Raw genomic sequence first — 25,547 nt, forward strand, 5'->3', positions numbered from 1 at the left:
GCGAGGGTTGCTCGTGATTGTTAGTCCTTTTAATGCTCCAAGAACACCCCGCAAGCGGCTGCGCAGCGCGCTGCTCAACGGTTCCGCGCTGCTGTGCCTGCTCAGTGCCGGGCAGCTCTGGGCCTTCGACCTCGATGATGTAGCGGCCAAGGCAAAAGAGTTGGCCGGGCAGAAGTTCGAAGCCCCGAAAAGCAATTTGCCGAACGAATTTCGCGACATGAAGTTCGCTGACTACCAAAAAATTCGCTTCCGCCCGGAACAAGCCGAATGGGCGTCTGCCAAGACTCCGTTCAAGCTGTCGTTCTACCACCAGGGTATGCACTTCGACACGCCGGTCAAAATCAACGAAGTCACCGCAACCGCCGTCAACGAGATCAAGTACGACTCGGGGCGCTTCGACTTTGGCGACATCAAATTCGACCCCAAAGCCACTGAGAAACTGGGCTACGCCGGTTTTAAGGTGACCTACCCGATCAACAAGGCCGACAAACAGGACGAAATCATGACCGTCCTGGGCGCGAGTTATTTCCGCGTCATCGGCAAAGGTCAGGTTTACGGCCTGTCCGCACGCGGCCTGGCTCTGGACACCGCCATGCCATCGGGCGAAGAGTTTCCGCGCTTCACCGAGTTCTGGATCGAGCAACCGACCCCTGAAGCCAAGCACTTGGTGATCTACGCCTTGCTCGACTCGCCACGTTCGACCGGCGCTTACCGCATGGTCTTGCGCCCAGGTACCGACACCGTGGTCGACGTGCGCTCTAAAGTGTTCCTGCGCGACAAAGTGGGCCGCCTTGGCGTTGCACCGCTGACCAGCATGTTCCTGTTCGGCACCAACCAGCCATCAAAAGTGCAGAACTATCGCCGCGAATTGCATGACTCCACCGGTCTGTCGATCCATGCCGGCAATGGCGAGTGGCTGTGGCGCCCACTGAATAACCCTAAACACTTGGCAGTTAGCAGCTTCAGCGTGGAAAACCCACGCGGCTTCGGGCTGTTGCAGCGCGGCCGTGAGTTCTCCCGCTACGAAGACCTCGACGACCGCTACGACAAGCGCCCCAGCGCTTGGGTAGAGCCGCGTGGCGATTGGGGCAAGGGCACCGTCGATCTGGTAGAAATTCCTACCGCCGACGAAACCAATGACAACATCGTTGCCTTCTGGAACCCTGAAGTTCAGCCCCAGCCGGGCGAGCCACTGGAAAGCAACTATCGCATCCACTGGACCATGGACGAAGCAGCGCTGCACTCGCCTGAAACGGCTTGGGTCAAGCAAACGCTGCGTTCCACCGGTGACGTCAAGCAGGCCAACCTGGTGCGGCAAGCCGACGGCAGCATGGCTTTCCTCATCGACTATGAAGGGCCGGTACTCAAGGCATTGCCTGAAGATACGGTCCTGCGTAGCCAGGTCAGCGTGGGTGACAACGGCGAATTGGTTGAAAACAACGTTCGTTACAACCCTGAGACCCAAGGCTGGCGCCTGACCCTGCGCTTGAAGGTCAAAGATGCTGCCAAAGCCGTCGAGATGCGCGCGGCCCTGGTGCGTGACGTGCCCGTTGAAGCGGCCAAGCCGGAAGAACCTGCTAAGCACGAGAAAACCACAGCCAAGCATGAGAAGGCCCACGCTAAAGCCGATAAGGCTGAACCTGCCGCCGCTCCTGCCGATGAGCAACCTGCCGCACCGACCGAACCGGCCACGACCGAACAGGTCCTGACTGAAACTTGGAGCTACCAGTTGCCCGCCGATGAGTAATTTGCCCGCTTCCCCAGAGACGCTGAGCGAGTACCTCGCTCACCTGCCCTTGAGCGACGAGCAGCGTGCCGAACTGGCCGCTTGCTCTTCCTTCGAGGAACTGCATGAGCGCTTGTCCGCGCGCCCTGCCGGTGGCCCGTCCGAGGCTGTGCAATCCTCGGTGGGTCGCCGCCTGGAGCTCTCCAGCGCAGAGGCATTGGCCGAGGCTGAGATGCTTGGTCTGGACCCCAGCGGCCGGGTAGTGCTCAAGGCCACGCCACCGATCAAGCGCACCAAGGTCGTGCCTGAGCCATGGCGCACTAATATTTTGGTTCGTGCCTGGCGCAAGGTCACCGGCCAGGAAAGCCGGCCCGAGCCCACCAGCGACAAACGCGACCTACCCCACGCCCGTTGGCGTTGGGTGGGTTCGATGCGTCGCTATATTCTTCTGGTGCTGATGCTCGGCCAGACGATCGTGGCCGGTTGGTACATGAAAGGCATCATGCCCTACCAGGGCTGGGGCATGGTCGACCTGCAGGAAGTGCTGCACCAACCGATCCTGCAAACCGCCACCCAGGTACTGCCGTACTTCCTGCAGACCAGTATTCTGGTGCTGTTCGGGATCCTGTTCTGCTGGGTATCGGCAGGTTTCTGGACGGCCCTGATGGGCTTTTTGGAGCTGCTGACCGGCCGTGACAAGTACCGTATCTCCGGTGCCAGCGCGGGCAACGAGCCCATCGAAGCCGGCGCCCGTACGGCATTGGTTATGCCAATCTGTAACGAAGACGTGCCGCGGGTGTTCGCGGGCTTGCGGGCGACGTTCGAGTCGGTAGCCGCCACCGGCGACCTCGACCGTTTCGACTTCTTCGTACTCAGCGACACCAACGACCCAGACATCGCCGTGGCTGAGCAGCAGGCCTGGCTGGAAGTGTGCAAAGAAGCCAAAGGCTTTGGGCGCATTTTCTACCGTCGGCGGCGCCGTCGGGTTAAACGCAAAAGCGGTAACCTTGATGACTTCTGCCGTCGCTGGGGCGGTGACTACCGCTACATGGTGGTATTGGACGCCGACAGCGTCATGAGCGGTGAGTGCCTCACCAGCCTGGTGCGCTTGATGGAAGCCACCCCAGATGCCGGTATTATCCAGACCGCGCCAAAAGCGTCCGGCATGGACACCCTGTACGCCCGTATGCAGCAGTTCGCGACCCGCGTCTACGGCCCGCTGTTCACGGCCGGCCTGCATTTCTGGCAGTTGGGTGAGTCCCACTACTGGGGGCACAACGCGATCATCCGCATGAAGCCTTTTATCGAGCACTGCGCCTTGGCGCCGTTGCCGGGTAAGGGCGCTTTCGCTGGGGCGATCTTGTCCCATGACTTCGTCGAAGCGGCTCTGATGCGCCGGGCCGGCTGGGGCGTGTGGATCGCCTACGACTTGCCGGGCAGCTACGAAGAGCTGCCGCCTAACTTGCTCGATGAGCTCAAGCGTGACCGCCGTTGGTGTCACGGTAACTTGATGAACTTCCGCCTGTTTTTGGTCAAAGGCATGCACCCGGTGCACCGGGCTGTGTTTCTGACCGGGGTGATGTCGTACCTGTCGGCGCCTCTGTGGTTCTTCTTCCTGGTGCTATCGACAGCCTTGTTGGCGGTGAACACCTTGATGGAGCCGACCTACTTCATGGAGCCGCGACAGCTTTACCCGTTGTGGCCGCAATGGCACCCCGATAAAGCCGTGGCGTTGTTCTCCACCACCATCGTATTGCTGTTCCTGCCCAAGTTGCTCAGTATCATTCTGATCTGGGCCAAGGGCGCGAAAGAATACGGCGGCCGCTTCAAGGTGACCCTGTCCATGCTGCTGGAGATGCTGTTCTCCATGTTGCTGGCGCCGGTACGCATGTTGTTCCACACCCGCTTCGTACTGGCCGCGTTTTTGGGCTGGGCGGCGACCTGGAACTCCCCACAGCGTGACGACGACTCGACCCCATGGCTCGAAGCGGTCAAGCGCCACGGTTCGCAGACAGTGCTGGGCGCCCTTTGGGCCGCGCTGGTGATCTGGCTGAACCCGAGCTTCCTGTGGTGGCTCACGCCGATCGTCGGTTCGTTGATGCTGTCGATTCCGGTATCGGTGATCTCTAGCCGGACCAACCTGGGCCTGCAGGCGCGTGATGAAAAGCTGTTCCTGATCCCAGAGGAATATGCGACGCCGCAGGAACTGGTTTCGACTGATCAATACACCCACGAAAACCGCTGGCACGCCCTCAAGGACGGTTTCGTCCGGGCAGTGGTCGATCCACAGCAGAATGCCTTGGCTTGCGGCCTGGCCACTGCGCGCCATGGTAAAGCGGCGCCGGTCGAGGCTGCGCGGGCGGAATGGGTGATGAAAGCCCTCGAATTGGGCCCCGAGAAGCTCGACGGTAACAGCCGTTTGAAGTTGCTCAGTGACCCGGTTGCACTGTCTCGGCTCCACGCCCGCATTTGGAACGAGTCCAATGCACTCTGGTTGGGCGCCTGGCGCTCATCGGTAGAAGCGGACCCTCACGCGCCGCTATTGCCATTGCAACCCGCGGTGCCCAGCGTGCCGTCAGGCCTGGCAAACGCCTGAAAACAACGGCCTTGAGCCTAGTGCTCAAGGCCGTTTTCTTGTCCGGCAGCATAGGCCTTGCGCCCATGCACCGTCTTAAAACCCCCGCCTTTGCGCAACAAAGTCTTATCAAACCCTTGTGCTGAACGGTGAACAGGTTAGGATCGCACCCCGAAATGGTGCGTGAGTGCCTCGCGTTGCCGAGTAATTGGGTGAGGGTAGGGTTTGTGATGAAGAAGTATCTGTCGATCTGGCTACTGGGTGTCATGGCGTGGGCCTGCGCCGGCACTGCCTATGCAGAAGGCGCGATTGACGATGCCGTGAAACGCGGCACTTTGCGGGTTGGCATGGACCCTACCTACATGCCCTTCGAGATGACCAACAAACGCGGCGAAATCATTGGTTTCGAAGTGGACGTACTCAAGGCCATGGCCAAAGCCATGGGGGTCAAACTCGAATTGGTTTCCACAGGCCTGGACGGCATCATCCCTGCGCTGTTAACCGGCAAGTTCGATTTGATTGGCAGTGGTTTGACCCTCACTCAAGAACGCAACTTGCGCATCAACTTCAGCGAGCCCTTTATCGTGGTCGGGCAAACCCTGCTGATTCGCAAAGAGTTGGCCGACACTGTCAAATCCTACAAAGACTTGAACAGCCCCGACTATCGCCTGACGTCCAAGTTTGGGACCACCGGCGAGCTGGTGGCCAAAAAACTGATCGCTAAAGCGCAATACCACGGCTATGACAATGAGCCCGAAGCGGTCCTGGACGTGGTCAACGGCAAGGCCGATGCCTTTATCTATGATTCGCCTTATAACGTCGTGGCCATGGAGAAACTCGGCAACGGCAAGTTGGTGTACCTGGACCAGCCCTTCACCTACGAGCCGCTCGCTTTCGGCCTGAAGAAGGGTGACCACGACAGCCTCAACTGGATCAACAACTTCCTGCATCAGATCCGCGAAGACGGCACCTACGAGCGCATTCATAACAAGTGGTTCAAGAGCACCACTTGGCTCAAGGAAATGGAATAACTTCGACCGTGATCAAACATTCTAAAGCCCAATGGCCATGGCATGGCCTGACTGCACTGGTCTTGATCGGTTTGGCGGCCAGCCTTTACCTGGCAACTTCGCGTATCGCTTACGAGTGGCAGTGGAGCAGGGTGCCGCAGTACTTCGTGTACCAGGCGGAGTCACCCCAGCGGGCCGACGGTTATGGCAGTGTGCAGGCGATCGAGGTGCAGGGTGAACACACCCGTGTGCTGCTGCTGGATGAAGACGGTAACGAGCAATCTCTGCAAGTGGCCAGTGACAGCGTCACCTTGCAGCAGGGCGACGATGTGGCTGAAGGCGACCTCGTCGGTGTGACTCGGCACTGGGCCGCTGGGCCTATCGCCTGGGGTTTATGGACAACCCTTTGGCTGTCGGTGGTGAGCGGCATCGCCGGCTTGGTGCTCGGCTTGTTGGCGGGGCTGTGCCGCCTGTCGGCGAACCCCACCTTGCGGCATTTATCGACGGTGTATGTCGAACTGGTGCGCGGCACGCCGCTGCTGGTGCAAATATTCATCTTTTATTTTTTCATCGGCACGGTACTGAATTTTTCCCGTGAGTTCGCTGGGGTGGCAGCGCTGGCCCTGTTTACGGGGGCCTACGTTGCCGAGATCGTCCGCTCTGGGGTGCAGTCCATTGCCCGTGGGCAGGGCGAGGCGGCGCGCTCCCTGGGCCTGAGCAGCGCCCAGTCGATGCGCCATGTGGTCTTACCGCAAGCGCTCAAACGCGTGTTACCGCCGCTGGCCGGGCAGTTCATCAGCTTGGTCAAGGACACTTCGTTGGTGTCGGTGATCGCCATTACCGAGCTGACCAAAAGCGGCCGTGAAGCCATTACCACCTCGTTCTCGACCTTTGAGATCTGGTTTTGCGTGGCCGGCCTGTATTTGCTGATCAACCTGCCGCTGTCGCACATCGCTAGCCGGCTAGAACGGAGGCTCGCGCAAAGTGATTGAGGTTCGTGACCTGCTGAAAACCTTTAACACCCGTGGGCAGATCGTGCGTGCTGTGGATAACGTCAGTACCCACGTCAGCCGAGGCGAAGTGCTGGTGGTGCTGGGGCCTTCGGGCTCGGGCAAGTCGACTTTTCTGCGTTGCCTCAACGGCCTGGAAGCCTTCGATCAAGGCAGCGTCAGCATCGATGGGCTGCGCCTGGACGACCCCAAGACCCATATCGATGCCTACCGGCGCGAAGTGGGCATGGTCTTTCAGCACTTCAACCTGTTCCCGCACATGACCGTCCTGGAAAACCTTTGCCTGGCGCAGAAGGTGGTGCGCAAGCGCAGCAAGCCTGAGCGTGAGGCCAAGGCGCGCGCTTTGCTGGAGAAAGTCGGTATTGGCGAAAAAGCCGACGCCTACCCCTCGCGGCTTTCCGGTGGGCAGCAGCAACGGGTGGCCATCGCCCGCGCGTTGGCGATGGACCCCAAGGTGATGTTGTTCGATGAGCCCACCTCGGCTTTGGACCCCGAAATGGTCGGCGAGGTGCTGGACGTCATGCAGGCCCTGGCCCGCGAGGGCATGACCATGGTCTGCGTGACCCATGAGATGGGCTTCGCCCGGGAAGTCGCCGACCGGGTGCTGTTTTTCGACCACGGCCGTTTGCTCGAAGACGCGCCGCCGAGCGAGTTCTTCAACACCCCGCAAGACCCTCGCGCCCAGGCGTTCTTACGCCAAGTCCTGTGACCCTCGACAAGGAGGTCGGGCTCGGGCCCTGGCCTCTTACACCCTGAACTGCCCCACCATGCCTTTGAGTTCGCTGCCCAGGCGCGCCAGCTCTTGGCTTGAGGCTGCGGTTTCCTGGCTGGCCGACGCTGTTTGTTCAGAGACATCGCGCACATTGAGTACGCTGCGGTTGATCTCCTCGGCCACCGCGCTCTGCTGCTCACTGGCGGCGGCGATTTGCTGGTTCATGCTTTGGATGCTCGACACCGTCTCAGTAATGTTTTGCAGCGCCACCCCAGCGGCCCGGCTTAACTGAACGCTGTTGTCGGTCAGGTGCCGGCTATTGTCCAGAATCGAGGCCACCTGTGCTGTGCCTTGTTGCAGCCCGGCGATGAGCTCTTCGATTTCTTCGGTCGATTGCTGGGTGCGTTGTGCCAGGCCTCTGACTTCATCGGCCACCACCGCAAAGCCGCGGCCTGCTTCACCGGCTCGGGCCGCTTCGATGGCGGCATTGAGGGCCAGCAGGTTGGTTTGTTGGGACACCGACTTGATAACGTCCAGCACGCTGCCGATCCGCCCGCTCTCTTTGGTCAAGCCATCCATGGCGGTGATGGAATGGCCCACCTCGACCGCCAGTTGTTCGATCTGCGCAATGGCCTCGCCCACTACGCGCTCGCCTTCACGTGCCTGCTCATCGGCTTGGGTGGCCGCAATCGAGGCGCGCTCGGCGTTGTGGGCCACTTCCTGCACAGTGGCGGCCATCTGGTTCATCGCGGTGGCCACCTGGTCGGTTTCTTCGCGCTGGCTGGCCACCCCCCGGCTGGTCTGGCCGGTCACAGTAGACAATTGCTGCGCTGCGCCAGAGAGTTGTGTGACACCCTGACCGATACCGCCGATCAAGCCGCGCAAACTGACGGTCATCTGCTGCATGCTGTTTTGCAACTGGCCCATTTCGTCTCGGCGGCCTACGGGATGGTCATTGCTCAAGTCGCCATCGGCGATGCAGCCCGCCATCTGCAGCGTGTACTTGAGCGGCTGAGTGATCTGGCGAGTAATCGCCCACGCGGCGAAGGCGCCGAACAGCATGGCTAGTAACGCGACGCCGGTTAGAACACTACGGGCTTCCAAGGCTTCAAGGTCCCGCATGGCAATGTGCTGGTCGCTCAAATCGCGGCTCGCTCCGCGTAAATCATTACCCAGGCCCTCAAGGCGGTTTTGCACGGTGGCGGCTTCAATGGCCAGGCTGGTAAACGAGCTGAGGGTGGCGGTGAGCTGGCCGACATTCTCGTCCATGGCACGGGCCTGGTCGGCCGAGACTTGCAGATCCTGGCTGAGCAAAGTGACGGTTTTTTCCAGGCCGGCGTTGAGGTTCTCAGCCGCGCGTTGGCTAATGCTTTTGTAGTCATTCAGGTCAGCGTACGAGTAGGCCGGTATCAAAATCTGGGCAATGCTGATGTTGATCAAGCGGCGGATATCCGCGAGCTGCTTGAAGAGTGGATCACGGCTACGGTCGCCGTCCTGGGTGGCCAGCAACAGCTCACGCTCCGTGTTATCGATGCCCGCGATGGCAGCCTCTTGCTGCTCGAGCAGGGCCTGGCGCTGGGTTTCGCGACGTGTCACCACATCCCCCAGTGCCTGAAAATTCAGTTCGAACGCGCGCACCACCTCGGCTTTTTCGTTAAGGACGTTCAACGCCTCGACGGAGGTTGCCCGGCGCCGTACATCTTCCATGGATTGGTTGAGGACCTTGAGGCTTGACTCGACATTGCGTCGACTCTGTTCATCGGCCATTACGCGGTAAGTGATGCGCTCGGCTCGCAGGTCTTTAGCTGCGTCGTTGATTTGCGCGATCTCGGTGAGCATCTCCGAGCGATCGATGGCGTTGTTCAGCGCCAGCCAGCCCGACAACGTGGTCAGTAATGTCAGTACCAATACTAGAGCGAAGCCAGCCCCCAACTTGAGACCGACACTCAAGTTGCCAATAGAGCGAGTCATGGATTGAAACATTGTGAACCTCCAGCGTGTTCGAATGGCAGGAACGTGGCTTTGCGCCACGTTACGCCCATCGGCTGGAACCCGGATCACTGGACCTGAATCTGTCGTAGGAAATTTCTGAAAATTCGTTCAAATCGCCAGGGGCCCCGCCACGCCTGGCGTTGCTTGCCCCCGTCAGACGCGGAATTTGCCCACCAAATTTTGCAAATGGGTACCCAACCGCGCCAGCTCAACGCTGGAACTGGCGGTTTCTTCACTGGCGGCTGAGGTCTGCTCGGAGATATCCCGTACGTTGATGACGCTGCGATTGATTTCCTCGGCCACCGCACTTTGTTGTTCTGCCGCTGCTGCGATCTGCTGGTTCATGGACTGAATGGTGGACACGGTTCGGGTGATATTGGCCAGGGAGCCACCGGCTTTGCGGGTCAGGGCGACGCTGCTGTCGGTGAGTGAACGGCTGCTATCCATGACACTGGTCACTTTCTGCGTGCCGTTTTGCAGCGCGGCAATCAGGGTTTCGATTTCTTCGGTCGATTGCTGGGTGCGTTGCGCCAGGCTGCGGACTTCGTCGGCCACCACGGCAAATCCACGCCCGGCCTCGCCCGCCCGCGCGGCCTCGATGGCAGCGTTGAGGGCCAGTAGGTTGGTTTGTTGGGCTACCGACTTGATCACATCCAGCACGCCGCCGATCTTGTCACTTTCCTGCTTCAAATGGCCCATGGCATCGCTGGAGTTGACCACCTCGGCGGCTAAGCGCTCGATCTGGGCGATGGCTTCATTAACCACGGCATCGCCCTCGCGAGCCTGCTGATCGGCGACGAGCGCGGCCTCCGAGGCTTCCTCAGCATTACGTGCCACTTCCTGGACGGTAGCTGCCATTTCGTTCATTGCCGTGGCGACCTGATCGGTCTCGACCTTCTGCGCATTGACGCCCGCGCTGGTCTGCTCGGTCACGGCCGAGAGTTCCTCGGCGGCACTGGCGATCTGCGTCACGCCATCGCTAATTCCACCGATCAGGCCACGCAGGTTCACGGTCATGCGCTGCATGCTCTGTTGCAGTTGGCCCAGCTCGTCGCGGCGGTCAATGGACAGGTTCTGGCTGAGATCACCCGAAGCCACGCGGTCCACCACCACCAGGGTTTCCCTCAAGGGGCCAACGATCTGCCGGGTGATCACCCAAGCCGCCAAAATGCCGAAGATCATTGCCAGCGCGGCAGCAATGCCTAGAGTTGATTTGGCTTTCGCGGTGTCGGTGTCGCGTTTCTCGGTTTGCGAGTCACTGAGCTGGTCGCTCAGCTCCAGCATACGAGTGCCCTGGGTGCTCATGACTTCCAAGGCCTTGGCACTGAGGTTCTGACCTTCTTTGAACTGCGCGACGGCCGCACGGTACGCCTCAAGCGACTGGCTGGCCTGTTTGAGAGGGGCGGTATATTCATCAGGCACTTTGGCCGGCAGTGCTGCCAGCGAGGCCAGGGCCATATCGATGGCGTCCAGGGCTGGCTTTTCGGCATCAGCTTTGCCGCTGTAGGTGTAGCCACGCACCTGGAAACGCGCCTGCTGGATCAGTTTGCTCTGCTCTACCACGGCGTTGTAGGGGGTGATGTCGCCGGCTTGGAGCAGTGCTTTCTCGACCTGATTGACCAGCAGCACGGCACCATCGGCCGTAGCGCCCAGTTTGCTCCGGGCATCCTCACGAATCTGCAACGCCTGGATCGACGCGGCAAACTGGCGCTTGTATTCGGCAATGGATTCGGCCTGTTGGGCCAGACGCTCGCTGTCCCCGGAGCCGGCCAGGGTGACCTGGGCCTCTTTGACGCGCGCCTCTAGCTCATTGAGTGTTTTGGTCACGGCATCGGCACCGGCAGTGCCACGGTTCATCTCGAACGCCTGGCGGTTGATGCGTAAATCACGAACCTCCCCATCCAGGTCGGAGATGCTGCCCAGTTTGTCACCGCGCTCGATTAGGCTGCCCAAGGCGATCCAGCCGGTCGCGGTAATCACCAGGGTCAACAACAGCACCAGGCTGAAGCCGAGCCCGAGCTTGAGGTTGACACTCATGTTGCCTAAAAGGCGCGAGAACCCACTGGACATGAAGCTACTCCTTAGCAGATCGATAAGAATTGTTATCTTGATCTTTAGGATTCGGCCCCGGTTGGAAAAACTGAAGGGCCGCCTGGCTTCAGAATAGCCGCGCGAGCAGCGCCGTGACGGCGGTTTCGACCCGAAGAATACGCGGGCCCAGTTGCACAGGCTGCAGTCCTGCCTGGCCGAGCAGGTCAATCTCGTAGGGTATCCACCCGCCTTCCGGGCCGATGGCCAAAGTCACCGGCTGGGTGACGGCCCGCGGGCACTCGGGATATTCGCCGGGGTGGCCAACCAAGCCCAAGGTGTCGCGCGCCAGGCCTGGCAAGGTGTCTTCGGCAAACGGCTTCAAACGTTTTTCCAGGCTGACGATGGGCAACACACTATCGCGTGCCTGCTCCAAACCCAGTACCAACTGCTCGCGTATGGCCTGAGGCTCGAGAAACGGCGTTTGCCAGAAACTTTTTTCAACCCGGTAGCTGTTCACCAAAATCAGCTGGGGTACGCCCATTGCTGAAATTGTTTGAAATACTCTTCTGAGCATCTTGGGCCGGGGCAGGGCCATGACCAGCGTCAGCGGCAATTTTGCGGGAGGGGGTTGATCCAATTGTATGTTCAGCACGGCTTGGTCGGCGTCGAGCTGGACGACCGTTGCGCTACCCAACAAGCCATCGATCTGCCCAACGCGCAAGGTATCGCCTACATCGACGCGTTGCACCTCCAGCATGTGCTTGAGGCGTCGGCCGCGCAGCATGACCTGGCCAGCGGCAACGTAGTCCGCCGCTTCGAGCAGTAGCAGGTTCACGCCTGGGTCGCTGGGGGCTGGTCGTTGCTGTCGTCTTCAGCGGCATCTTCTTCGCGGTCGCCGCGTTTACGGATCAGGCTGCCAAACAGGATGCCGATCTCGAACAGCAGCCACATAGGCACCGCTAGCAGGGTTTGCGAGAAGATGTCAGGCGGGGTGAGGATCATGCCGACCACGAAGCAGCCGATGATCACATAGGGGCGGATCTTGCGCAGGTATTGCACGTTGACCACACCGATCCACACCAACAGCACCACGGCCACCGGGATCTCGAACGCTACGCCAAAGGCGAAGAACAGCGTCATGACGAAGTCCAGGTAACTGGCGATGTCCGTGGCCATGGTCACGCCCTCGGGCGTGGCATGGGCGAAGAATTTGAAGACCAGCGGAAAGACCAGGAAATAGGCAAAAGCCATACCTGCATAGAACAGGAAGATGCTCGACACGAGCAACGGGATCGCTACGCGCTTCTCATGCTTATAGAGCCCGGGTGCGATAAACCCCCAGATCTGATGCAGGATCAGCGGGATGGCGAGGAACAGCGAGACCATCATGGTCAGCTTGAACGGCGTGAGGAACGGCGAGGCCACGTCTGTGGCGATCATCGTCGCACCGACGGGTAAATACTCGCGCAGCGGTGCCGAGACCAAGGTGTAGATTTGCTGGGCAAACGAGAACAACCCAGCGAAAACCAGAAAAATCACCGCGACGCACCTTAGTAGGCGAGTGCGCAATTCGGTCAGGTGCGAAACCAGCGGCATTGGCTGGTCATGTTCCGGAATATTGCTCATGGGGCTCGCGGAGGCAGTGTCGGATCATTAGTCGGCGGCGTGCTGGCCGGCGCCACGGCGGGGCTGACAACGCTGTGCTCAGGGGTGCCCGCCAGCGGTGCGGCTGCCCTTGCCGGGGCAGGTGCCGGGGCTGGCCCTACGCTGGGTGCAGGTTGCGGGTTTACGCCAGGGGCGCCTGGCGCAACCTGGCTATGGGTCGCGGGCTCGGCGGCGGCAGGTGTTTCGTAGGGCATCGGGCCGAGGATTTTGCGCGCTTCCTGCTCCATCGCCACGATATGCTCGTTGTGCAGCTGCCGACGAATGTCATCGGCACCGATCTCGCGCTCTACTTCCTGCTTGATCGAGTTGAAGCTGCGCTTTAGCCGGCCTACCCATAGCCCGGCCGTGCGTGCAGCACCGGGCAAGCGCTCGGGGCCTAGCACCAGCAAGGCTATCAGGCCGACAAGCATCAGTTCACTAAAGCTGATCCCGAACATTTATCAGTCTTTCCTGATGGGCTCTTCGACTTTTTGATGCTGGCCGTCGAGGGTGTGAGGCTGGTTCAGTGGCGAACCAGGCTGCGGAGTTGCGGCGGGCTGTACAGGTGGCTCGCTGGGTTTTTCATCGTCGTTCATGGCTTTGCGAAAGCCTTTGATCGATTCGCCGACATCGGTGCCCAGGTTCTTCAGTTTTTTGGTGCCAAACACCAGCACCACCACCACGAGGATGACGATCCAGTGCTTCCAGTCAAAAATACCCATACTGCAACACTCCTCTAATAAATAGCGTCAGGACGGCTGGCGGGCGGCTTTTTCAGCGTGCCCGGACAGACCAAAGCGGCGGTCCAGTTCATCCAGAACGGCCTGGGGATGCTCGCCCAGTGCAGCGAGCATCACCAGGCTATGGAACCACAGGTCGGCGGTCTCGTTGATGACATCGCGGCAGTCGCCGCTGATGGCGGCGTCCTTGGCCGCGATGATGGTTTCGACCGACTCTTCGCCGACCTTCTCCAGAATCTTGTTGATGCCTTTGTGGTACAGGCTGGCCACGTAGGAGCTTTCAGCAGCGGCGCCTTTGCGCTCTTCCAGCACTTGGGCCAGGCGGGTCAGGGTGTCACTCATGGGAATGCGCCGTGTGGTAAATCGCGTTGGGGTCTTTGAGTACAGGATCGACGGTGTTCCACTGGCCCTGTTGGTAAACCCGATAGAAACAGCTTTGGCGGCCGGTATGGCAGGCGATGTCGCCGACCTGCTCGACCGCAAGCACGATCACATCGGCGTCGCAGTCCAGGCGCAGTTCGTGCAACACCTGAATGTGCCCGGATTCTTCGCCCTTGCGCCACAGTTTGCCACGTGAACGTGACCAATAGATGGCACGCTGCTCGGCGGCGGTGAGGCTGAGCGCTTCACGGTTCATCCAGGCCATCATGAGGATGCGCCCGGTTTTATGATCCTGGGCGATGGCCGGTACCAGGCCGTCGCTGTTCCAGTTGATCTCGTCCAGCCAGTCTTTCATTTACGACTCCGACTACCGAGTTCGAAAACTCGGCGAACTCCTGCGAGGGCCCTAGTGTGCCAGCCCGTTGCGCGGCTGGCTATCGGCGAACGACCAGATACAAACCTGCTGCCAGCATGATCCAGGCGGGCCAAGCTTCGAGGCTGTCGTACGCGGCACCGGTTACGCCGAGCACCGTGCCACCGGTTAGCAGCGCGCCGCCGAGCAGGCGCAAGGCCCAATGGTCGGCATCACGCTCCCATGGCGGCGCGGGGTCGCGGGCATGGGGTTGCGACATGCGTTCGAGCAGATCACGGGTCATGTTAGCCAGGTGGGGCAGCTGTTCTATCTGGGATTTAACGTTGAGCAGCACCGTTTTCGGGCTCATCCGCTCACGCATCCAACGCTCCAAAAACGGCTGTGCGGTGGCCCAAAGATCGAGGTCCGGGTACAGCTGACGGCCCAAGCCTTCAATGTTCAGGAGGGTCTTTTGCAGCAAGACCAACTGCGGTTGCACTTCCATATTGAAGCGCCGTGCGGTCTGAAACAGGCGCATCAACACCTGGCCGAAGGAAATATCTTTTAACGGTTTTTCGAAGATGGGCTCGCATACCGTGCGAATCGCCGCCTCGAATTCGTTGAGTTTGGTTTCTGCAGGGACCCAGCCGGAGTCGATGTGCAGCTGCGCCACCCGGCGGTAATCACGCTTGAAGAAGGCAAACAGGTTACGGGCCAGGTAGTCCTGGTCTTCCGGGGTCAGGCTACCGACGATACCGCAGTCGATGGCGATGTATTTCGGGCTCCAGGGCGCCACCGTGCTGACGAAAATATTACCCGGGTGCATGTCAGCGTGAAAAAAGCTGTCACGAAACACCTGGGTGAAGAAAATCTCCACTCCGCGCTCGGCCAGCAGCTTCATGTCGGTACGCTGATCGGCCAGGGTCGCCAGGTCGGTCACCTGCACGCCGTAGATACGCTCCATCACCAGCACCTTTGGCCGGCACCAGTCCCAGTAGACCTGGGGCACGTAGAGCAAATCCGAACCCTCGAAGTTGCGTCGCAGCTGGCTGGAGTTCGCCGCTTCGCGCAACAGGTCGAGTTCGTCGTAAATGGTTTTTTCGTAGTCGCTGACCACCGCGACCGGGTGCAGCAGGCGTGCATCGGCGGACAGTCGTTCGGCCTGGCGCGCCAGCAGGAACAGCCAGGCGATGTCCTGGCCGATGATCGGCTTGAGGCCCGGGCGGATGACTTTGACCACCACCTCTTCGCCGCTCTTGAGTTTGGCCGAGTGCACTTGGGCTACCGAAGCCGAGGCCAGCGGCTCGACGTCGAAGCGGCTGAAGACCTCGGTGATCTTCTTGCCCAACTGCGACTCGATCAACGCCATGGCCTGCTTCGGGTCGAACGGCGGCACGCGGTCTTGCAGCAGCATCAACTCGTCGGCGATGTCATTGGGCAACAGGTCGCGGCGGGTCGACAGGATTTGCCCGAACTTGATGAAGATCGGCCCCAGGTCTTGCAGGGCCAAACGCAAGCGCGCGCCACGGTTCAGTTCTTGGCGGCTGCGGGGCAGCCAGCGCCACGGCATAGCGAAACGGGTGATCTTCAGCCACCACGGCAGCGGCAGCGCAAACATCAGGTCATCGAGGCGGTAGCGGATCACCACGCGCTGGATGCGAAACAGACGGCGGATGGCAAGCAGCTTCATGCATTATCGCTGGAATTGAGGGATCGGGAGAGGCGCTCAATACGTGCCTCCAGGCGTTCGACATCGATCTTGAGGTGGTCGAGCTCGGCAAAGTGCGCCTCGGCTTCGCGCAGGCCAACCAGAGTACGCGTTTCTTCGCTCAAGTACTCGGCCAGATTCTGCCGTGCGCTGGCCAGGCCGGCGCGGGTCCAGCCGCTGCGGCTGCGCAGGTGCCCACTGAGCATTTGCGTGGCCACCGGACCTAGCCAACGGGACACTTCATACTCCCAGTCCAGCTCGAGGTCTTGTAGCACCGCGACCAGGTCTAGCAACACGGCGCTGTCGCCTTCCAGCGCGACTTCAGGGCTGTGCAGAATCGCGGTTTTGTCCTTGCTCAGGGCCAACTGAACCAGCCGGCTTGCGGGGGCGCGCAGGGTGCAATCGGGCGTCACGGCCCACTGGCTGGCCAGGGTCAAGCCATGGGCGCCGGGCATGATAAACAGTTGTAGGCTGGGGTGGCGGCAGTCGACCGCGATGACTTTGCCGGCCAGGTGGGCCAGGCGCGGCAACGCGGTAGCGTCCAGGCGCAATACCCGGTTGAGGCCGTGTTCGACGCTGGCAATCAGGCCGGTGAGCAACATCAGGGTTTGATCCCTCGGTGCAGCGCGACGATGCCGGAGGTCATGTTGTGATAAGTGACCCGGTCAAAGCCGGCCTGGACCATCATCGATTTGAGGGTCTCTTGGTCAGGGTGCATGCGGATCGATTCGGCCAGGTAGCGATAGCTCTCGGCGTCGTTGGTGATCAGCTTGCCCATCAGCGGCATGAAGGCGAATGAGTAGGCGTCGTAGGCTTTGGACATCAGCTTGTTGGTCGGCTTGGAGAATTCCAGCACCAGCAAACGCCCACCTGGCTTGAGTACCCGCAGCATGGAGGCGATGGCGTCCTCTTTGTGGGTCACGTTGCGCAGGCCGAAGGCAATGGTCACGCAGTCGAAGTGGTTGTCGGGGAACGGCAGTTTTTCAGCGTCGGCCTGGACAAACTCAACGTTGCCGGCGACACCCAGGTCGAGTAGGCGGTCACGGCCGACTTTGAGCATCGAGTCGTTGATGTCGGCGAGTACCACGTGGCCCGTGCTGCCCACCAATTGGGAAAATTTGCGCGTGAGATCGCCCGTACCGCCAGCGATGTCCAGCACACGGTTGCCTGGGCGGACGCCCGACAACTCGATTGCAAAACGCTTCCACAAGCGGTGCATACCGCCGGAGAGCAGGTCGTTCATCAAGTCATACTTGGCCGCGACCGAGTGGAAGACCTCGGCGACTTTTTCCGCTTTCTGGCTTTCCGGTACGTTTTTGTAGCCGAAATGCGTGGTGGGTTCGGCATCGCTGCCTTTGCGCTGATCATTCATATCGCTGTCACCGGGTAAAATTACGGGTCATTCTAATCCCGGCAGTGCGCTTTGTCTTGGCAAGGCTGCCCTCTGATGGAATGAGCGGGCATCCACGCTACTATAGGCGCCCGATAAATACCCCTCAGGAGCGGTTGCATGACCCAGATCAGCGTTGAGCGCAAACATAACCTTGGCCGCGAAGGCGCTCGGCAGAAAGCCCAGCAAGTGGTCGAAAAATTGGAACAGCGCTATGACGTGCAGGCCACATGGGATGGCGACACGATTGTGGTCAAACGCAGCGGCGCCAACGGCACGGTGCAGATCGACGATGATTCCATCCGCATCGAGCTCAAGCTCGGCATGATGCTATCGATGATGAGCGGGACCATCCAAGGCGAGATCGAGAAGGCCTTGGATAAAGCGTTGGCGCGCGCCTAACCAACCTCAGCACGCTACCGCTATTTAAAGCATCAAACGGACCACCGACTCACTCGGGTCTCGAGATTTGCCAGCGGTTTTCAGTTCATCCAGGTAATCCTGCCAAAGTGCCTCTTGTCGAGTCGCCAGTTGGTACAGGTATTCCCAGGTAAACAAGCCGCTGTCATGGCCGTCGTCGAAGGTCAACTTCAACGCGTACTGGCCAGCCGGCTCTATTTTCGCAAGCCCGACCCCCAGTTTGCCGACCTGGAGGATCGGTTTGCCATGGCCCTGGACCTCCGCTGACGGGGAGTGCACCCGCAGAAACTCAGCCGGCAGCTCATAAACCTCGCCTGGCCCATAGGTAAGGCTGAGGGTTTTGGATGCCTTATGCAGATTGATTGCAGTGGGGATTCTGGTCATGGGGCTCTGCCTGGAAGGGCAAACCTGGTGCTGACGCAGGTCAGCGCCAGGTTCATAGCGCGAAGCGCCAAGCTTAAAGAATATACCGCGAAAGGTCTTCGTTCTCGGCCAGGTCGCCCAGGTGGCTGTTCACATACTCGGCATCGATGCGAATCGGTGCTTCGGCATGGGCTGCGGCCAAGTCACCGGCACTGAACGAGACTTCTTCGAGCAGGCGTTCGAGCAAGGTGTGTAGGCGGCGTGCACCGATGTTCTCGGTTTTTTCGTTGACCTGCCAAGCGATTTCCGCGAGGCGCTTGATGCCTTCGGGCAGAAACTCGATGTTCAAGCCTTCGGTCTTCAGCAGTTCACGGTATTGCTCGGTCAGCGAGGCGTGCGGCTCGCTCAGAATCCGCTCGAAATCCTGCGGGGTGAGCGCCTTCAACTCGACGCGGATCGGCAAGCGGCCCTGCAGCTCGGGCACCAAATCGCTCGGTTTGCTGAGGTGGAACGCGCCCGATGCGATGAACAGGATATGGTCGGTCTTGACCATGCCCAGTTTGGTATTGACCGTGCAGCCCTCGATCAGCGGCAGCAGGTCGCGTTGCACGCCTTCGCGGGACACGTCGGCACCGCCCACGTTGCCGCGCTTGGCCACTTTGTCGATTTCGTCGATGAACACGATACCGTGCTGTTCCACCGCCTCAAGGGCCTTGGCCTTGAGCTCCTCTTCGTTGACCAGGCGCCCGGCTTCTTCGTCGCGCACCAGTTTCAACGCTTCTTTGACCTTGAGCTTACGGCTCTTGTGCTTACCCTTACCCATATTGGCAAACAGGTTTTGCAACTGGCTGGTCATTTCTTCCATGCCCGGGGGGGCAGAAATATCGACGCCAGGGTTGTCGGCGACTTCGATCTCGATGTCTTTGTCGTCCAACTGGCCTTCGCGCAGGCGTTTGCGAAACAGCTGGCGGGTGTTCGAGTCGCCCGGCGAGGGGTCTTCATTGAAGCCAGGGCGGGCAGGGGGTAGCAGGGCATCGAGGATGCGCTCTTCGGCGGCATCTTCGGCGCGGTGCTGTACTTTGACGATTTCCTGTTCGCGCAGCAGCTTGATGGCCGCGTCGGCCAGGTCGCGAATGATCGATTCGACATCTCGCCCAACGTAGCCCACTTCGGTGAACTTGGTCGCTTCGACCTTGATGAACGGCGCGTTGGCCAGCTTGGCCAGGCGGCGGGCAATCTCGGTTTTACCCACGCCCGTAGGGCCGATCATCAGGATGTTTTTGGGGGTCACTTCGACGCGCAGCTCGGCAGGCAGTTGCATACGCCGCCAGCGGTTGCGCAAGGCAATGGCAACAGCGCGTTTGGCATCGTCCTGGCCAATGATATGGCGGTCGAGTTCGTGGACGATTTCGCGGGGGGTCATGGACATGGTCGGTCTCGGCCTCTGAAAAGGGGTCAGCGTGGAAAAGCCCGCTGGAGCAACGGGCGCCAAAACAGCTGACTACTCGGCGAGGTCTTGCTCCTCAATGGTCAGGTTATGGTTGGTGAACACACAGATGTCGCCGGCAATGCCCAGGGCTGTTTCAGCGATTTCCCGCGCGGTCAGGTCGGTTTTCATCAGCAGGGCACGGGCCGCGGCCTGGGCGTAGGCGCCACCCGAACCCATGGCGATCAAGCCGTCTTCGGGCTCGACCACGTCACCGTTGCCGGTAATGATCAGGGAAGCGTCTTTGTTGGCAACGGCCAGCATGGCTTCAAGACGGCTGAGGGAGCGGTCGGTACGCCATTCTTTAGCCAGCTCGACGGCGGCACGTACCAGGTGGCCCTGGTGCTTTTCCAGTTGGGCTTCGAAGCGCTCGAATAGGGTAAAGGCGTCTGCGGTGGCACCCGCGAACCCGGCGATGACTTCGCCGTGGTAGAGCCGGCGCACTTTTTTGGCATTGCCTTTCATCACGGTGTTGCCGAGGGAAACCTGGCCGTCACCGCCCATGACGACTTTACCGTGGCGGCGGACTGAAACGATGGTGGTCAAGGGGAGAGTCTCCACGCAGCGGGGCGAAAATGCCCTGATGGAAACTCATATGGGGGTGGGCAAAGGGATTTCAACCTTTGACGCAATGTGCCCGGTCGGGGCCGCAGCCCCGACCCAGGATCATTGGCGGGTCTGGCGCTGCTGCAACAAAAGGTTACTAAAACCGCTGCCAGCCAATTGCTTCTGCGCCGTGGTGAGTTGGTCGCGGTTACTGAACGGCCCCACCAGCACGCGGTACCAGGTTTCCTCTTTGACCGTACCGGATTCCACCTGCACCGCCTGGCCGAGCAGGATGATCTGCGCCCGAACTTTGTCGGCGTCGGCCTGTTTGCGGAAGGAGCCGGCCTGCAGAAAGAACTGCGTGGTCGCAGCCGGCTTCACGACGGCTGGCGCTGGCGGTGGTGTCTCGCCCATCAGTGCTGCCTGTGCCCTGGCTGTATCGATTTTTGCGGCTTCAGCAGGGGTGACCGGGGCCTGCGCGGGTATTGGCGGGGTTTTCTCCGGCACGGCCTCAGGCGGCACGATGACTTCCGACTCTGGCAGCAGGGTATAGAAATCGTATTTAGGCTTCACTGGCTGCGTAGGGCTAGGCGGCGTCTTGTTGGCCTCGGCTATTTTCGCGGCTTTTTGCTGTTCTGGGCGAACCCGCTTGACGTCGTTGTTACCTGGTTCCAGCTTCATCAGAAAAACAATGAAGGCGCCCACGGTAAGGCCGATTGCCAGCCACACCCAGCCCGGAATAGGTGCCTTGGCGGGGGCTGAATTGCGGCTGGCGCCACGCTTGGGAGCAGGTTTTTTCTTGGCGGCCAACTTACATTCGCTCCAGGGTTTCCAGGCCTAACAACTGCAGACCTTGCTTGAGAGTGCGGCCGGTCAGTGCGGCCAGGCGCAAGCGGCTCTGTTGCTGCGCCGGGTTTTCGGCGGCGAGGATCGGGCAGTTTTCATAAAAACTGGAGAACAGCCCGGCGATGTCATAAAGGTAGGTGCATAGCAGGTGCGGCGTGCCTTTCTCGGCCACGGTGTTCAACACTTCACCGAACTGCGCCAGGCGTGCCGCCAGTTCCAGCTCGTGGGGCGCCTCTAGGGTGATTTGCCCCTCGACCGCGGTGAAATCCTTACCCAGTTTGCGGAATACACCGGCCACCCGGGTGTAGGCGTACAGCAGGTAGGGCGCGGTGTTGCCTTCGAAGTTGAGCATTTGCTCGAAGTTGAAGCTGTAGTCACTGGTGCGGTGCTTAGACAAGTCGGCGTACTTGACCGCGCCGATGCCCACGGCCTTGGCGATGACGCGCAGGTCGGCCTCGGCAGCTTCTGGGTTTTTCTCTTTCACCAACGCATAGGCGCGTTGTTCGGCTTCTTCGAGCAAGTCGGCCAGTTTTACGGTGCCGCCATCGCGGGTCTTGAACGGGCGGCCATCGGCGCCGTTCATGGTGCCAAAGCCCATGTGCTCCATCTGCATGCCGTTGCTGACAAAACCTGCACGGCGCGCCACTTCGAACACCTGCTGGAAGTGCAGGGCCTGGCGCTGGTCGACGAAGTACAAGGCACGGTCGGCTTTGAGTACGTTGCTACGGTAGCGAACCGCTGCGAGGTCGGTGGTGGCGTAGAGATAACCGCCACCGGCCTTTTGCACGATCACCGGCAGCGGCGTGCCTTCGGCGGTCTTGAATTCTTCCAGAAATACACACTGCGCGCCGTTGCTCTCTACCAGCAGGCCGCAGGCCTTGAGGTCGGCGACGACGTTGGCCAGGTCATCGTTGTAGGCGCTTTCGCCCATCACGTCGGCTGGGGTCAGGTTGACGTTCAAGCGTTCGTAGACGTCTTGGCAGTGGGACAGCGAGATGTCCTTGAAGCGCTCCCACAGGGCCAGGCATTCAGCGTCGCCCGCCTGCAACGCAACTACTAGGGCGCGTGCACGCTCGGCGAACTCGGGCGACTCATCGAAGCGTTGTTTGGCCGCGCGATAGAAGTTTTCCAGGTCGGAGAGTTCATCGCTGGTGGTGGGTTTTTCCTGCAGGTAAGCCAGCAGCATGCCGAACTGAGTGCCCCAGTCGCCGACATGGTTCTGCCGAATGACGGTGTCGCCCAGGTAGCTCAGGACATTGGCCACGCCGTCGCCGATGATGGTCGAACGCAGGTGGCCAACGTGCATTTCTTTGGCCAGGTTGGGCGCCGACAGGTCGATCACCACACGCTGCGCGGCACCAGCTTTGCGTACGCCCAGCTGCGGGTCGGCCAGGGCGGTATCGAGGCGTGCAGCCAACGCCTGGGTGTTCTGGAAAAAATTCAGAAAGCCCGGCCCGGCGATTTCGGTTTTGCTGATTTGCCCATCAGCCGGCAGCGCGGCAATGATTTTCTCGGCCAGGTCCCGCGGTTTCATCCCGGCCGGCTTGGCCAGCATCATCGCAATGTTGCTGGCGAAGTCGCCGTGGGTCTTGTCCCGGGCGTTTTCCACCTGGATCGCTGGCGTCAGCCCTTCAGGCAAGACACCTTCTTTGACGAGATGGGTCAGGGCTTGTTGGATGAGCTGGCGAATGGTGTCTTTCATGATCTTCTCTGGCGACCGCAAGGCGGTGGCGGGGTGGAAAAACTGGGCATTATCCGGTGGTGGGGCGCTGTTGCCAACCTTTTAGGGCGTCAATACAGGTCCATCGGATCTACGTCGAGCGCCCAGCGCACTTGGCGCCCGCTGGGCAGTTGCTCCAACTGTAGCATCCATAGGTTCAGCAGCCGGTGCAGCGGGGTTCGCGCTACCGCTTGCAGCAACAACTGCGCGCGATAGCGGCCGGCGCGGCGTTCCATGGGGGCCGGGACGGGGCCGAGCAGTTCGATATCGCGGATTTGTAACTGCGCGAGCAGGCCTTCGGCAATGCTGCATGCTTCGTCCAGAAACGCTTCGGCCTGCCCCGGCTTATGCGCTTCGGCGCGCAGCAACGCCAAATGGGCGAAGGGTGGCAGGCCCGCCGCCCGGCGCTCGCTCAGGGCTTGCTCGGCGAAAGCGAAATAGCCTTGTTCGGTCAGTTGCACCAGCAAAGGGTGGTCCGCCAGGTGGCTTTGAATGATCACCCGGCCGGGCTCTTCGGCGCGCCCAGCGCGGCCGGCCACTTGGACGATCAGTTGCGCCATGCGCTCGCTGGCGCGGAAATCGCCAGAGAACAGCCCACCGTCAGCGTCGAGAATGGACACCAGCGTGACCCGAGGAAAATGGTGCCCTTTGGCGAGCATCTGCGTGCCGACGAGGATGCATGGCTGGCCACGTTGAATGGTGGCGAACAGCTGATTCATCGCGTCCTTACGTGATGTGCTGTCACGGTCGACCCGTAGCACGGGGTAATCGGGAAACAGAATGGCCAGGCGCTCCTCGGCGCGTTCAGTGCCGGCGCCTACCGGGCGTAGGTCCACGGTGCCGCACTTGGGGCACTGGCGCGGCACTCGCTCGACATGGCCGCAATGATGGCAGCGCAGCTCGCCTGAGCGCTGGTGCACGGTGGTGCGGGCATCGCAGCGGGGGCATTCGGACATCCAGCCGCAGTCGTGGCACAGCAAGGTCGGCGCGAAGCCGCGGCGGTTGAGGAACACCAACACTTGTTGGCCCTTGGCCAGGGTTTGGCCAATGGCCTGCTGCATCGGGCCACTGATGCCGCTGTCCAATGGGCGACTCTTCACATCCAGGCGCAGAAACTTGGGCTGCTTCGCCCCCCCGGCGCGGTGCTCCATGCGCAGCAGGCCATAGCGACCGGTGTAGGCGTTGTGCAGGCTCTCCAGGGACGGCGTGGCTGAGCCCAGCACGATGGGGATGTTGTCTTGGCGCGCGCGCACCAAGGCCAAGTCGCGGGCGTGGTAGCGCAGGCCTTCTTGCTGTTTATAAGAGCCGTCGTGTTCCTCGTCGATAATGATCAAACCTGGGTTTTTCATCGGGGTGAACAGCGCCGAACGGGTGCCGATAATGATATCGGCCTCGCCGTCCCGCGCAGCCAGCCAGGCGTCCAGGCGCTCACGGTCATTCACGGCGGAGTGCAGCAGGGCAATGCGGGCATTGAAGCGCTGTTCGAAGCGCGCCAGGGTTTGCGGGCCCAGGTTGATCTCCGGGATCAGCACCAGGGCCTGCTTTCCGGCTTCCAGGGTCTCGCGGATCAATTGCAGGTAGACCTCGGTCTTGCCGCTACCTGTTACGCCGGCAAGCAAGGAGGCGTGAAAACTGCCGAACCCTGCCCGTATGGCTTCGAACGCGGCACGCTGCTCGCTGTTGAGGGGCAATTCGGGCTGCGCCAGCCAATGTTCCGGGCGTGCGCCTTGGGCATGGCGGCGCACCTCGACGTGCACCAAGCCTTTGGCCAACAACAGGTCGAGGCTGTCTTTGCTCAATTGCAGCTTGCTGAGCAGGGCATGGGCCACGCCGTGGGGGTGCTGCGCCAGGGTGGCCAGCGCTTCGCGTTGTTTCGGTGCCCGGGCAATACGCTTGTCGTCCTGGCTGGCCGTAGGTGCCGCGTGCCAGAAGCGCTCCTGGCGGGCTTCGGCCAGTTCGCCCTGGCGCAGCAGCACAGGCAGTGCCCAACTGAGGGTGTCGCCCAGGCTGTGCTGGTAATACTGAGAGGTCCACAGGCACAACCTGAACAGGCTGGCCGGGATCGGGCTGACCGGGTCGAGCAGGGCCAAAGCCGGCTTGAGCTTATCGGCCGGTACTTCGCTGTGGTCGCTCACCTCGATCAGCACGCCAATCATTTCTCGGCGCCCAAACGGCACGCGCAAGCGCATGCCCGGGGTAAACACGGTATCGACCAGGCCGCTGGGCGCCCGGTAGTCAAACAGGCGTCGCAGCGGCGAGGGCAGGGCGAGGCGCAGAATGACGTCGGGCACGCGATGGCTTCTCGGGGGTGAACAAAGGGGCGCTCAGCCTAGCAGACGACAGCCGGTCCAGCGATAACTTGATTCCCGAGACAGGACTGGTAATATACGCGGCCTAATTACGTGCGGTATTCAACAATGGTGTTGGGTGGCGGCACGCAGCCTGAGGAAGTAACCATGAAAGCAGATATCCATCCAGTATACGAAGCCATTGACGCCACCTGCAGCTGCGGCAATGTCATCAAAACCCGTTCGACTCTGGCCAAGCCACTGAGCCTCGACGTGTGCTCCGAATGCCACCCGTTCTACACCGGTAAGCAGAAGACCCTCGACGTTGGCGGCCGTGTTGACCGCTTCAAGCAGCGTTTCGGCGGTTTCGGCGCTACTAAAAAAGCGTGATGGCCTGCCCAGGCTGAACAAAAAGGCGCCCCTTCGTGGGCGCTTTTTTTGTGGCCGCGATTTGCTGCAGCGGCGTCTGCCAGCGCTGGATTCGGTGAGCCCCTGTTTGCTTGCTAGACTGTTTGTAAGAACTCTCCTCGTTTTATTCGCTGAATGTACCCACCCGCCCCGCCGCGGGACCTGGCCGAAAGGCTCAGGCTATAGCGCTCACCCACAT

General features: G+C 60.7%; 24 protein-coding genes and 1 pseudogene. 7 read left to right on the plus strand and 18 right to left on the minus strand.

Going from position 1 to position 25,547, the window contains the following annotated elements; translation table 11 throughout:
* The first annotated feature begins 13 nt into the window (after window positions 1–13).
* The 5 genes from QCL65_RS02070 (at window position 14) to QCL65_RS02090 (ending at window position 7,030) form a co-directional block, all read left to right on the plus strand.
* Complete coding sequence (locus QCL65_RS02070; protein WP_407314401.1) at window positions 14–1,747, plus strand: glucan biosynthesis protein G; 1,734 nt, start codon at window positions 14–16, stop codon at window positions 1,745–1,747.
* Window positions 1,740–4,322, plus strand: a complete 2,583-nt coding sequence (gene mdoH, locus QCL65_RS02075) for a glucans biosynthesis glucosyltransferase MdoH (protein ID WP_407314403.1) — start codon at window positions 1,740–1,742, stop codon at window positions 4,320–4,322. The genes QCL65_RS02070 and mdoH overlap by 8 nt, the downstream gene beginning before the upstream one ends.
* Window positions 4,323–4,531: 209 nt before the next feature.
* Window positions 4,532–5,332, plus strand: a complete 801-nt coding sequence (locus tag QCL65_RS02080; protein ID WP_407314405.1) for a transporter substrate-binding domain-containing protein — start codon at window positions 4,532–4,534, stop codon at window positions 5,330–5,332.
* A gap of 8 nt (window positions 5,333–5,340) precedes the next feature.
* Entirely contained in the window at window positions 5,341–6,303 is a 963-nt protein-coding gene (locus QCL65_RS02085; protein WP_407314407.1) for an amino acid ABC transporter permease, read from the plus strand.
* Window positions 6,296–7,030 carry an amino acid ABC transporter ATP-binding protein gene (locus tag QCL65_RS02090; protein WP_407314409.1) on the plus strand — a complete coding sequence of 245 codons (735 nt, stop codon included), beginning with the start codon at window positions 6,296–6,298 and terminating at the stop codon, window positions 7,028–7,030. The genes QCL65_RS02085 and QCL65_RS02090 overlap by 8 nt, the downstream gene beginning before the upstream one ends.
* 36 nt (window positions 7,031–7,066) lie before the next feature.
* On the opposite strand, the gene QCL65_RS02095 is transcribed toward QCL65_RS02090, so the two are convergent.
* The 12 genes and pseudogenes from QCL65_RS02095 to ubiE all read right to left on the minus strand — a co-directional run bounded on the left by QCL65_RS02095 (window position 7,067) and on the right by ubiE (window position 17,253).
* Complete coding sequence (locus QCL65_RS02095; protein ID WP_407314411.1) at window positions 7,067–9,016, minus strand: methyl-accepting chemotaxis protein; 1,950 nt, start codon at window positions 9,014–9,016, stop codon at window positions 7,067–7,069.
* Between the two features lie 162 nt (window positions 9,017–9,178).
* Window positions 9,179–10,051: a methyl-accepting chemotaxis protein gene (locus QCL65_RS02100; RefSeq protein WP_407316625.1), complete on the minus strand. Its 873-nt coding sequence runs from the start codon at window positions 10,049–10,051 to the stop codon at window positions 9,179–9,181.
* A pseudogene (locus QCL65_RS02105) lies at window positions 10,037–11,095 on the minus strand (methyl-accepting chemotaxis protein); the annotation flags it as partial. The pseudogene QCL65_RS02105 and the gene QCL65_RS02100, both read right to left, overlap by 15 nt.
* A gap of 88 nt (window positions 11,096–11,183) precedes the next feature.
* Entirely contained in the window at window positions 11,184–11,891 is a 708-nt protein-coding gene (locus QCL65_RS02110; protein ID WP_407314413.1) for a 16S rRNA (uracil(1498)-N(3))-methyltransferase, read from the minus strand.
* Entirely contained in the window at window positions 11,888–12,682 is a 795-nt protein-coding gene (gene tatC / locus QCL65_RS02115) for a twin-arginine translocase subunit TatC (RefSeq protein ID WP_407314415.1), read from the minus strand. Before tatC ends, QCL65_RS02110 begins: the two co-directional genes overlap by 4 nt.
* The gene (gene tatB / locus QCL65_RS02120) at window positions 12,679–13,158 is read right to left on the minus strand and encodes a Sec-independent protein translocase protein TatB (RefSeq protein WP_407314417.1); all 480 of its coding nucleotides are present in this window, start codon (window positions 13,156–13,158) and stop codon (window positions 12,679–12,681) included. Before tatB ends, tatC begins: the two co-directional genes overlap by 4 nt.
* A 3-nt stretch (window positions 13,159–13,161) precedes the next feature.
* Entirely contained in the window at window positions 13,162–13,422 is a 261-nt protein-coding gene (locus QCL65_RS02125) for a twin-arginine translocase TatA/TatE family subunit (protein ID WP_407314419.1), read from the minus strand.
* A gap of 27 nt (window positions 13,423–13,449) precedes the next feature.
* On the minus strand, window positions 13,450–13,782 hold the full coding sequence (locus tag QCL65_RS02130) for a phosphoribosyl-ATP diphosphatase (RefSeq protein ID WP_407314421.1): 333 nt from the start codon (window positions 13,780–13,782) through the stop codon (window positions 13,450–13,452).
* Complete coding sequence (gene hisI / locus QCL65_RS02135) at window positions 13,775–14,176, minus strand: phosphoribosyl-AMP cyclohydrolase (RefSeq protein WP_407314423.1); 402 nt, start codon at window positions 14,174–14,176, stop codon at window positions 13,775–13,777. Before hisI ends, QCL65_RS02130 begins: the two co-directional genes overlap by 8 nt.
* Window positions 14,177–14,255: 79 nt before the next feature.
* Window positions 14,256–15,863: a ubiquinone biosynthesis regulatory protein kinase UbiB gene (gene ubiB, locus QCL65_RS02140; RefSeq protein ID WP_407314425.1), complete on the minus strand. Its 1,608-nt coding sequence runs from the start codon at window positions 15,861–15,863 to the stop codon at window positions 14,256–14,258.
* Window positions 15,860–16,483 (minus strand): SCP2 domain-containing protein, encoded by a 624-nt coding sequence (locus QCL65_RS02145; protein ID WP_407314427.1) that lies wholly within the window; start codon window positions 16,481–16,483, stop codon window positions 15,860–15,862. Before QCL65_RS02145 ends, ubiB begins: the two co-directional genes overlap by 4 nt.
* The gene (gene ubiE, locus QCL65_RS02150; RefSeq protein ID WP_407314429.1) at window positions 16,483–17,253 is read right to left on the minus strand and encodes a bifunctional demethylmenaquinone methyltransferase/2-methoxy-6-polyprenyl-1,4-benzoquinol methylase UbiE; all 771 of its coding nucleotides are present in this window, start codon (window positions 17,251–17,253) and stop codon (window positions 16,483–16,485) included. Before ubiE ends, QCL65_RS02145 begins: the two co-directional genes overlap by 1 nt.
* A 138-nt stretch (window positions 17,254–17,391) precedes the next feature.
* On the opposite strand from ubiE, the gene QCL65_RS02155 reads away from it, so the two are divergent.
* A complete protein-coding gene (locus tag QCL65_RS02155) occupies window positions 17,392–17,673 on the plus strand; it encodes a polyhydroxyalkanoic acid system family protein (protein WP_407314431.1) in 282 nt (93 codons plus the stop codon).
* Window positions 17,674–17,697: 24 nt separating this feature from the next.
* Here the strand turns inward: QCL65_RS02155 and QCL65_RS02160 are convergent, their stop codons facing one another.
* The 6 genes from QCL65_RS02160 to QCL65_RS02185 all read right to left on the minus strand — a co-directional run bounded on the left by QCL65_RS02160 (window position 17,698) and on the right by QCL65_RS02185 (window position 24,943).
* A complete protein-coding gene (locus QCL65_RS02160) occupies window positions 17,698–18,075 on the minus strand; it encodes a gamma-butyrobetaine hydroxylase-like domain-containing protein (protein WP_407314433.1) in 378 nt (125 codons plus the stop codon).
* 73 nt (window positions 18,076–18,148) lie between these two features.
* Entirely contained in the window at window positions 18,149–19,483 is a 1,335-nt protein-coding gene (hslU, locus tag QCL65_RS02165) for an ATP-dependent protease ATPase subunit HslU (protein WP_407314435.1), read from the minus strand.
* A gap of 72 nt (window positions 19,484–19,555) precedes the next feature.
* Window positions 19,556–20,086 (minus strand): ATP-dependent protease subunit HslV, encoded by a 531-nt coding sequence (gene hslV / locus QCL65_RS02170; protein WP_407314437.1) that lies wholly within the window; start codon window positions 20,084–20,086, stop codon window positions 19,556–19,558.
* A 120-nt stretch (window positions 20,087–20,206) separates the two neighbouring features.
* Window positions 20,207–20,896 carry an SPOR domain-containing protein gene (locus tag QCL65_RS02175; protein WP_407314439.1) on the minus strand — a complete coding sequence of 230 codons (690 nt, stop codon included), beginning with the start codon at window positions 20,894–20,896 and terminating at the stop codon, window positions 20,207–20,209.
* A 1-nt stretch (window position 20,897) separates the two neighbouring features.
* A complete protein-coding gene (argS, locus tag QCL65_RS02180) occupies window positions 20,898–22,634 on the minus strand; it encodes an arginine--tRNA ligase (RefSeq protein WP_407314441.1) in 1,737 nt (578 codons plus the stop codon).
* A gap of 89 nt (window positions 22,635–22,723) precedes the next feature.
* On the minus strand, window positions 22,724–24,943 hold the full coding sequence (locus tag QCL65_RS02185) for a primosomal protein N' (RefSeq protein WP_407314443.1): 2,220 nt from the start codon (window positions 24,941–24,943) through the stop codon (window positions 22,724–22,726).
* 165 nt (window positions 24,944–25,108) lie between these two features.
* Between QCL65_RS02185 and rpmE the strand changes: the two genes are divergently transcribed.
* On the plus strand, window positions 25,109–25,330 hold the full coding sequence (gene rpmE / locus QCL65_RS02190; protein ID WP_407314445.1) for a 50S ribosomal protein L31: 222 nt from the start codon (window positions 25,109–25,111) through the stop codon (window positions 25,328–25,330).
* The last annotated feature ends 217 nt before the right edge of the window (window positions 25,331–25,547 follow it).

The organism is Pseudomonas sp. nanlin1, assembly GCF_045571515.1.
Taxonomy (GTDB): domain Bacteria; phylum Pseudomonadota; class Gammaproteobacteria; order Pseudomonadales; family Pseudomonadaceae; genus Aquipseudomonas.

Bases quoted from the DNA above. Each gene is read 5' to 3' on its own strand.
- QCL65_RS02155 (WP_407314431.1), top strand. From the start codon at position 17,392: ATGACCCAGATCAGCGTTGAGCGCAAACATAACCTTGGCCGCGAAGGC.
- rpmE (WP_407314445.1), top strand. From the start codon at position 25,109: ATGAAAGCAGATATCCATCCAGTATACGAAGCCATTGACGCCACCTGC.
- tatC (WP_407314415.1), bottom strand. From the start codon at position 12,682: ATGAGCAATATTCCGGAACATGACCAGCCAATGCCGCTGGTTTCGCAC.
- QCL65_RS02160 (WP_407314433.1), bottom strand. From the start codon at position 18,075: ATGACCAGAATCCCCACTGCAATCAATCTGCATAAGGCATCCAAAACC.
- hisI (WP_407314423.1), bottom strand. From the start codon at position 14,176: ATGAAAGACTGGCTGGACGAGATCAACTGGAACAGCGACGGCCTGGTA.
- QCL65_RS02080 (WP_407314405.1), top strand. From the start codon at position 4,532: ATGAAGAAGTATCTGTCGATCTGGCTACTGGGTGTCATGGCGTGGGCC.
- mdoH (WP_407314403.1), top strand. From the start codon at position 1,740: ATGAGTAATTTGCCCGCTTCCCCAGAGACGCTGAGCGAGTACCTCGCT.
- QCL65_RS02095 (WP_407314411.1), bottom strand. From the start codon at position 9,016: ATGTTTCAATCCATGACTCGCTCTATTGGCAACTTGAGTGTCGGTCTC.
- hslU (WP_407314435.1), bottom strand. From the start codon at position 19,483: ATGTCCATGACCCCCCGCGAAATCGTCCACGAACTCGACCGCCATATC.
- QCL65_RS02100 (WP_407316625.1), bottom strand. From the start codon at position 10,051: ATGCAGCGCATGACCGTGAACCTGCGTGGCCTGATCGGTGGAATTAGC.
- ubiE (WP_407314429.1), bottom strand. From the start codon at position 17,253: ATGAATGATCAGCGCAAAGGCAGCGATGCCGAACCCACCACGCATTTC.
- QCL65_RS02130 (WP_407314421.1), bottom strand. From the start codon at position 13,782: ATGAGTGACACCCTGACCCGCCTGGCCCAAGTGCTGGAAGAGCGCAAA.
- QCL65_RS02145 (WP_407314427.1), bottom strand. From the start codon at position 16,483: ATGTTGCTCACCGGCCTGATTGCCAGCGTCGAACACGGCCTCAACCGG.
- tatB (WP_407314417.1), bottom strand. From the start codon at position 13,158: ATGTTCGGGATCAGCTTTAGTGAACTGATGCTTGTCGGCCTGATAGCC.
- ubiB (WP_407314425.1), bottom strand. From the start codon at position 15,863: ATGAAGCTGCTTGCCATCCGCCGTCTGTTTCGCATCCAGCGCGTGGTG.
- QCL65_RS02125 (WP_407314419.1), bottom strand. From the start codon at position 13,422: ATGGGTATTTTTGACTGGAAGCACTGGATCGTCATCCTCGTGGTGGTG.
- argS (WP_407314441.1), bottom strand. From the start codon at position 22,634: ATGAAAGACACCATTCGCCAGCTCATCCAACAAGCCCTGACCCATCTC.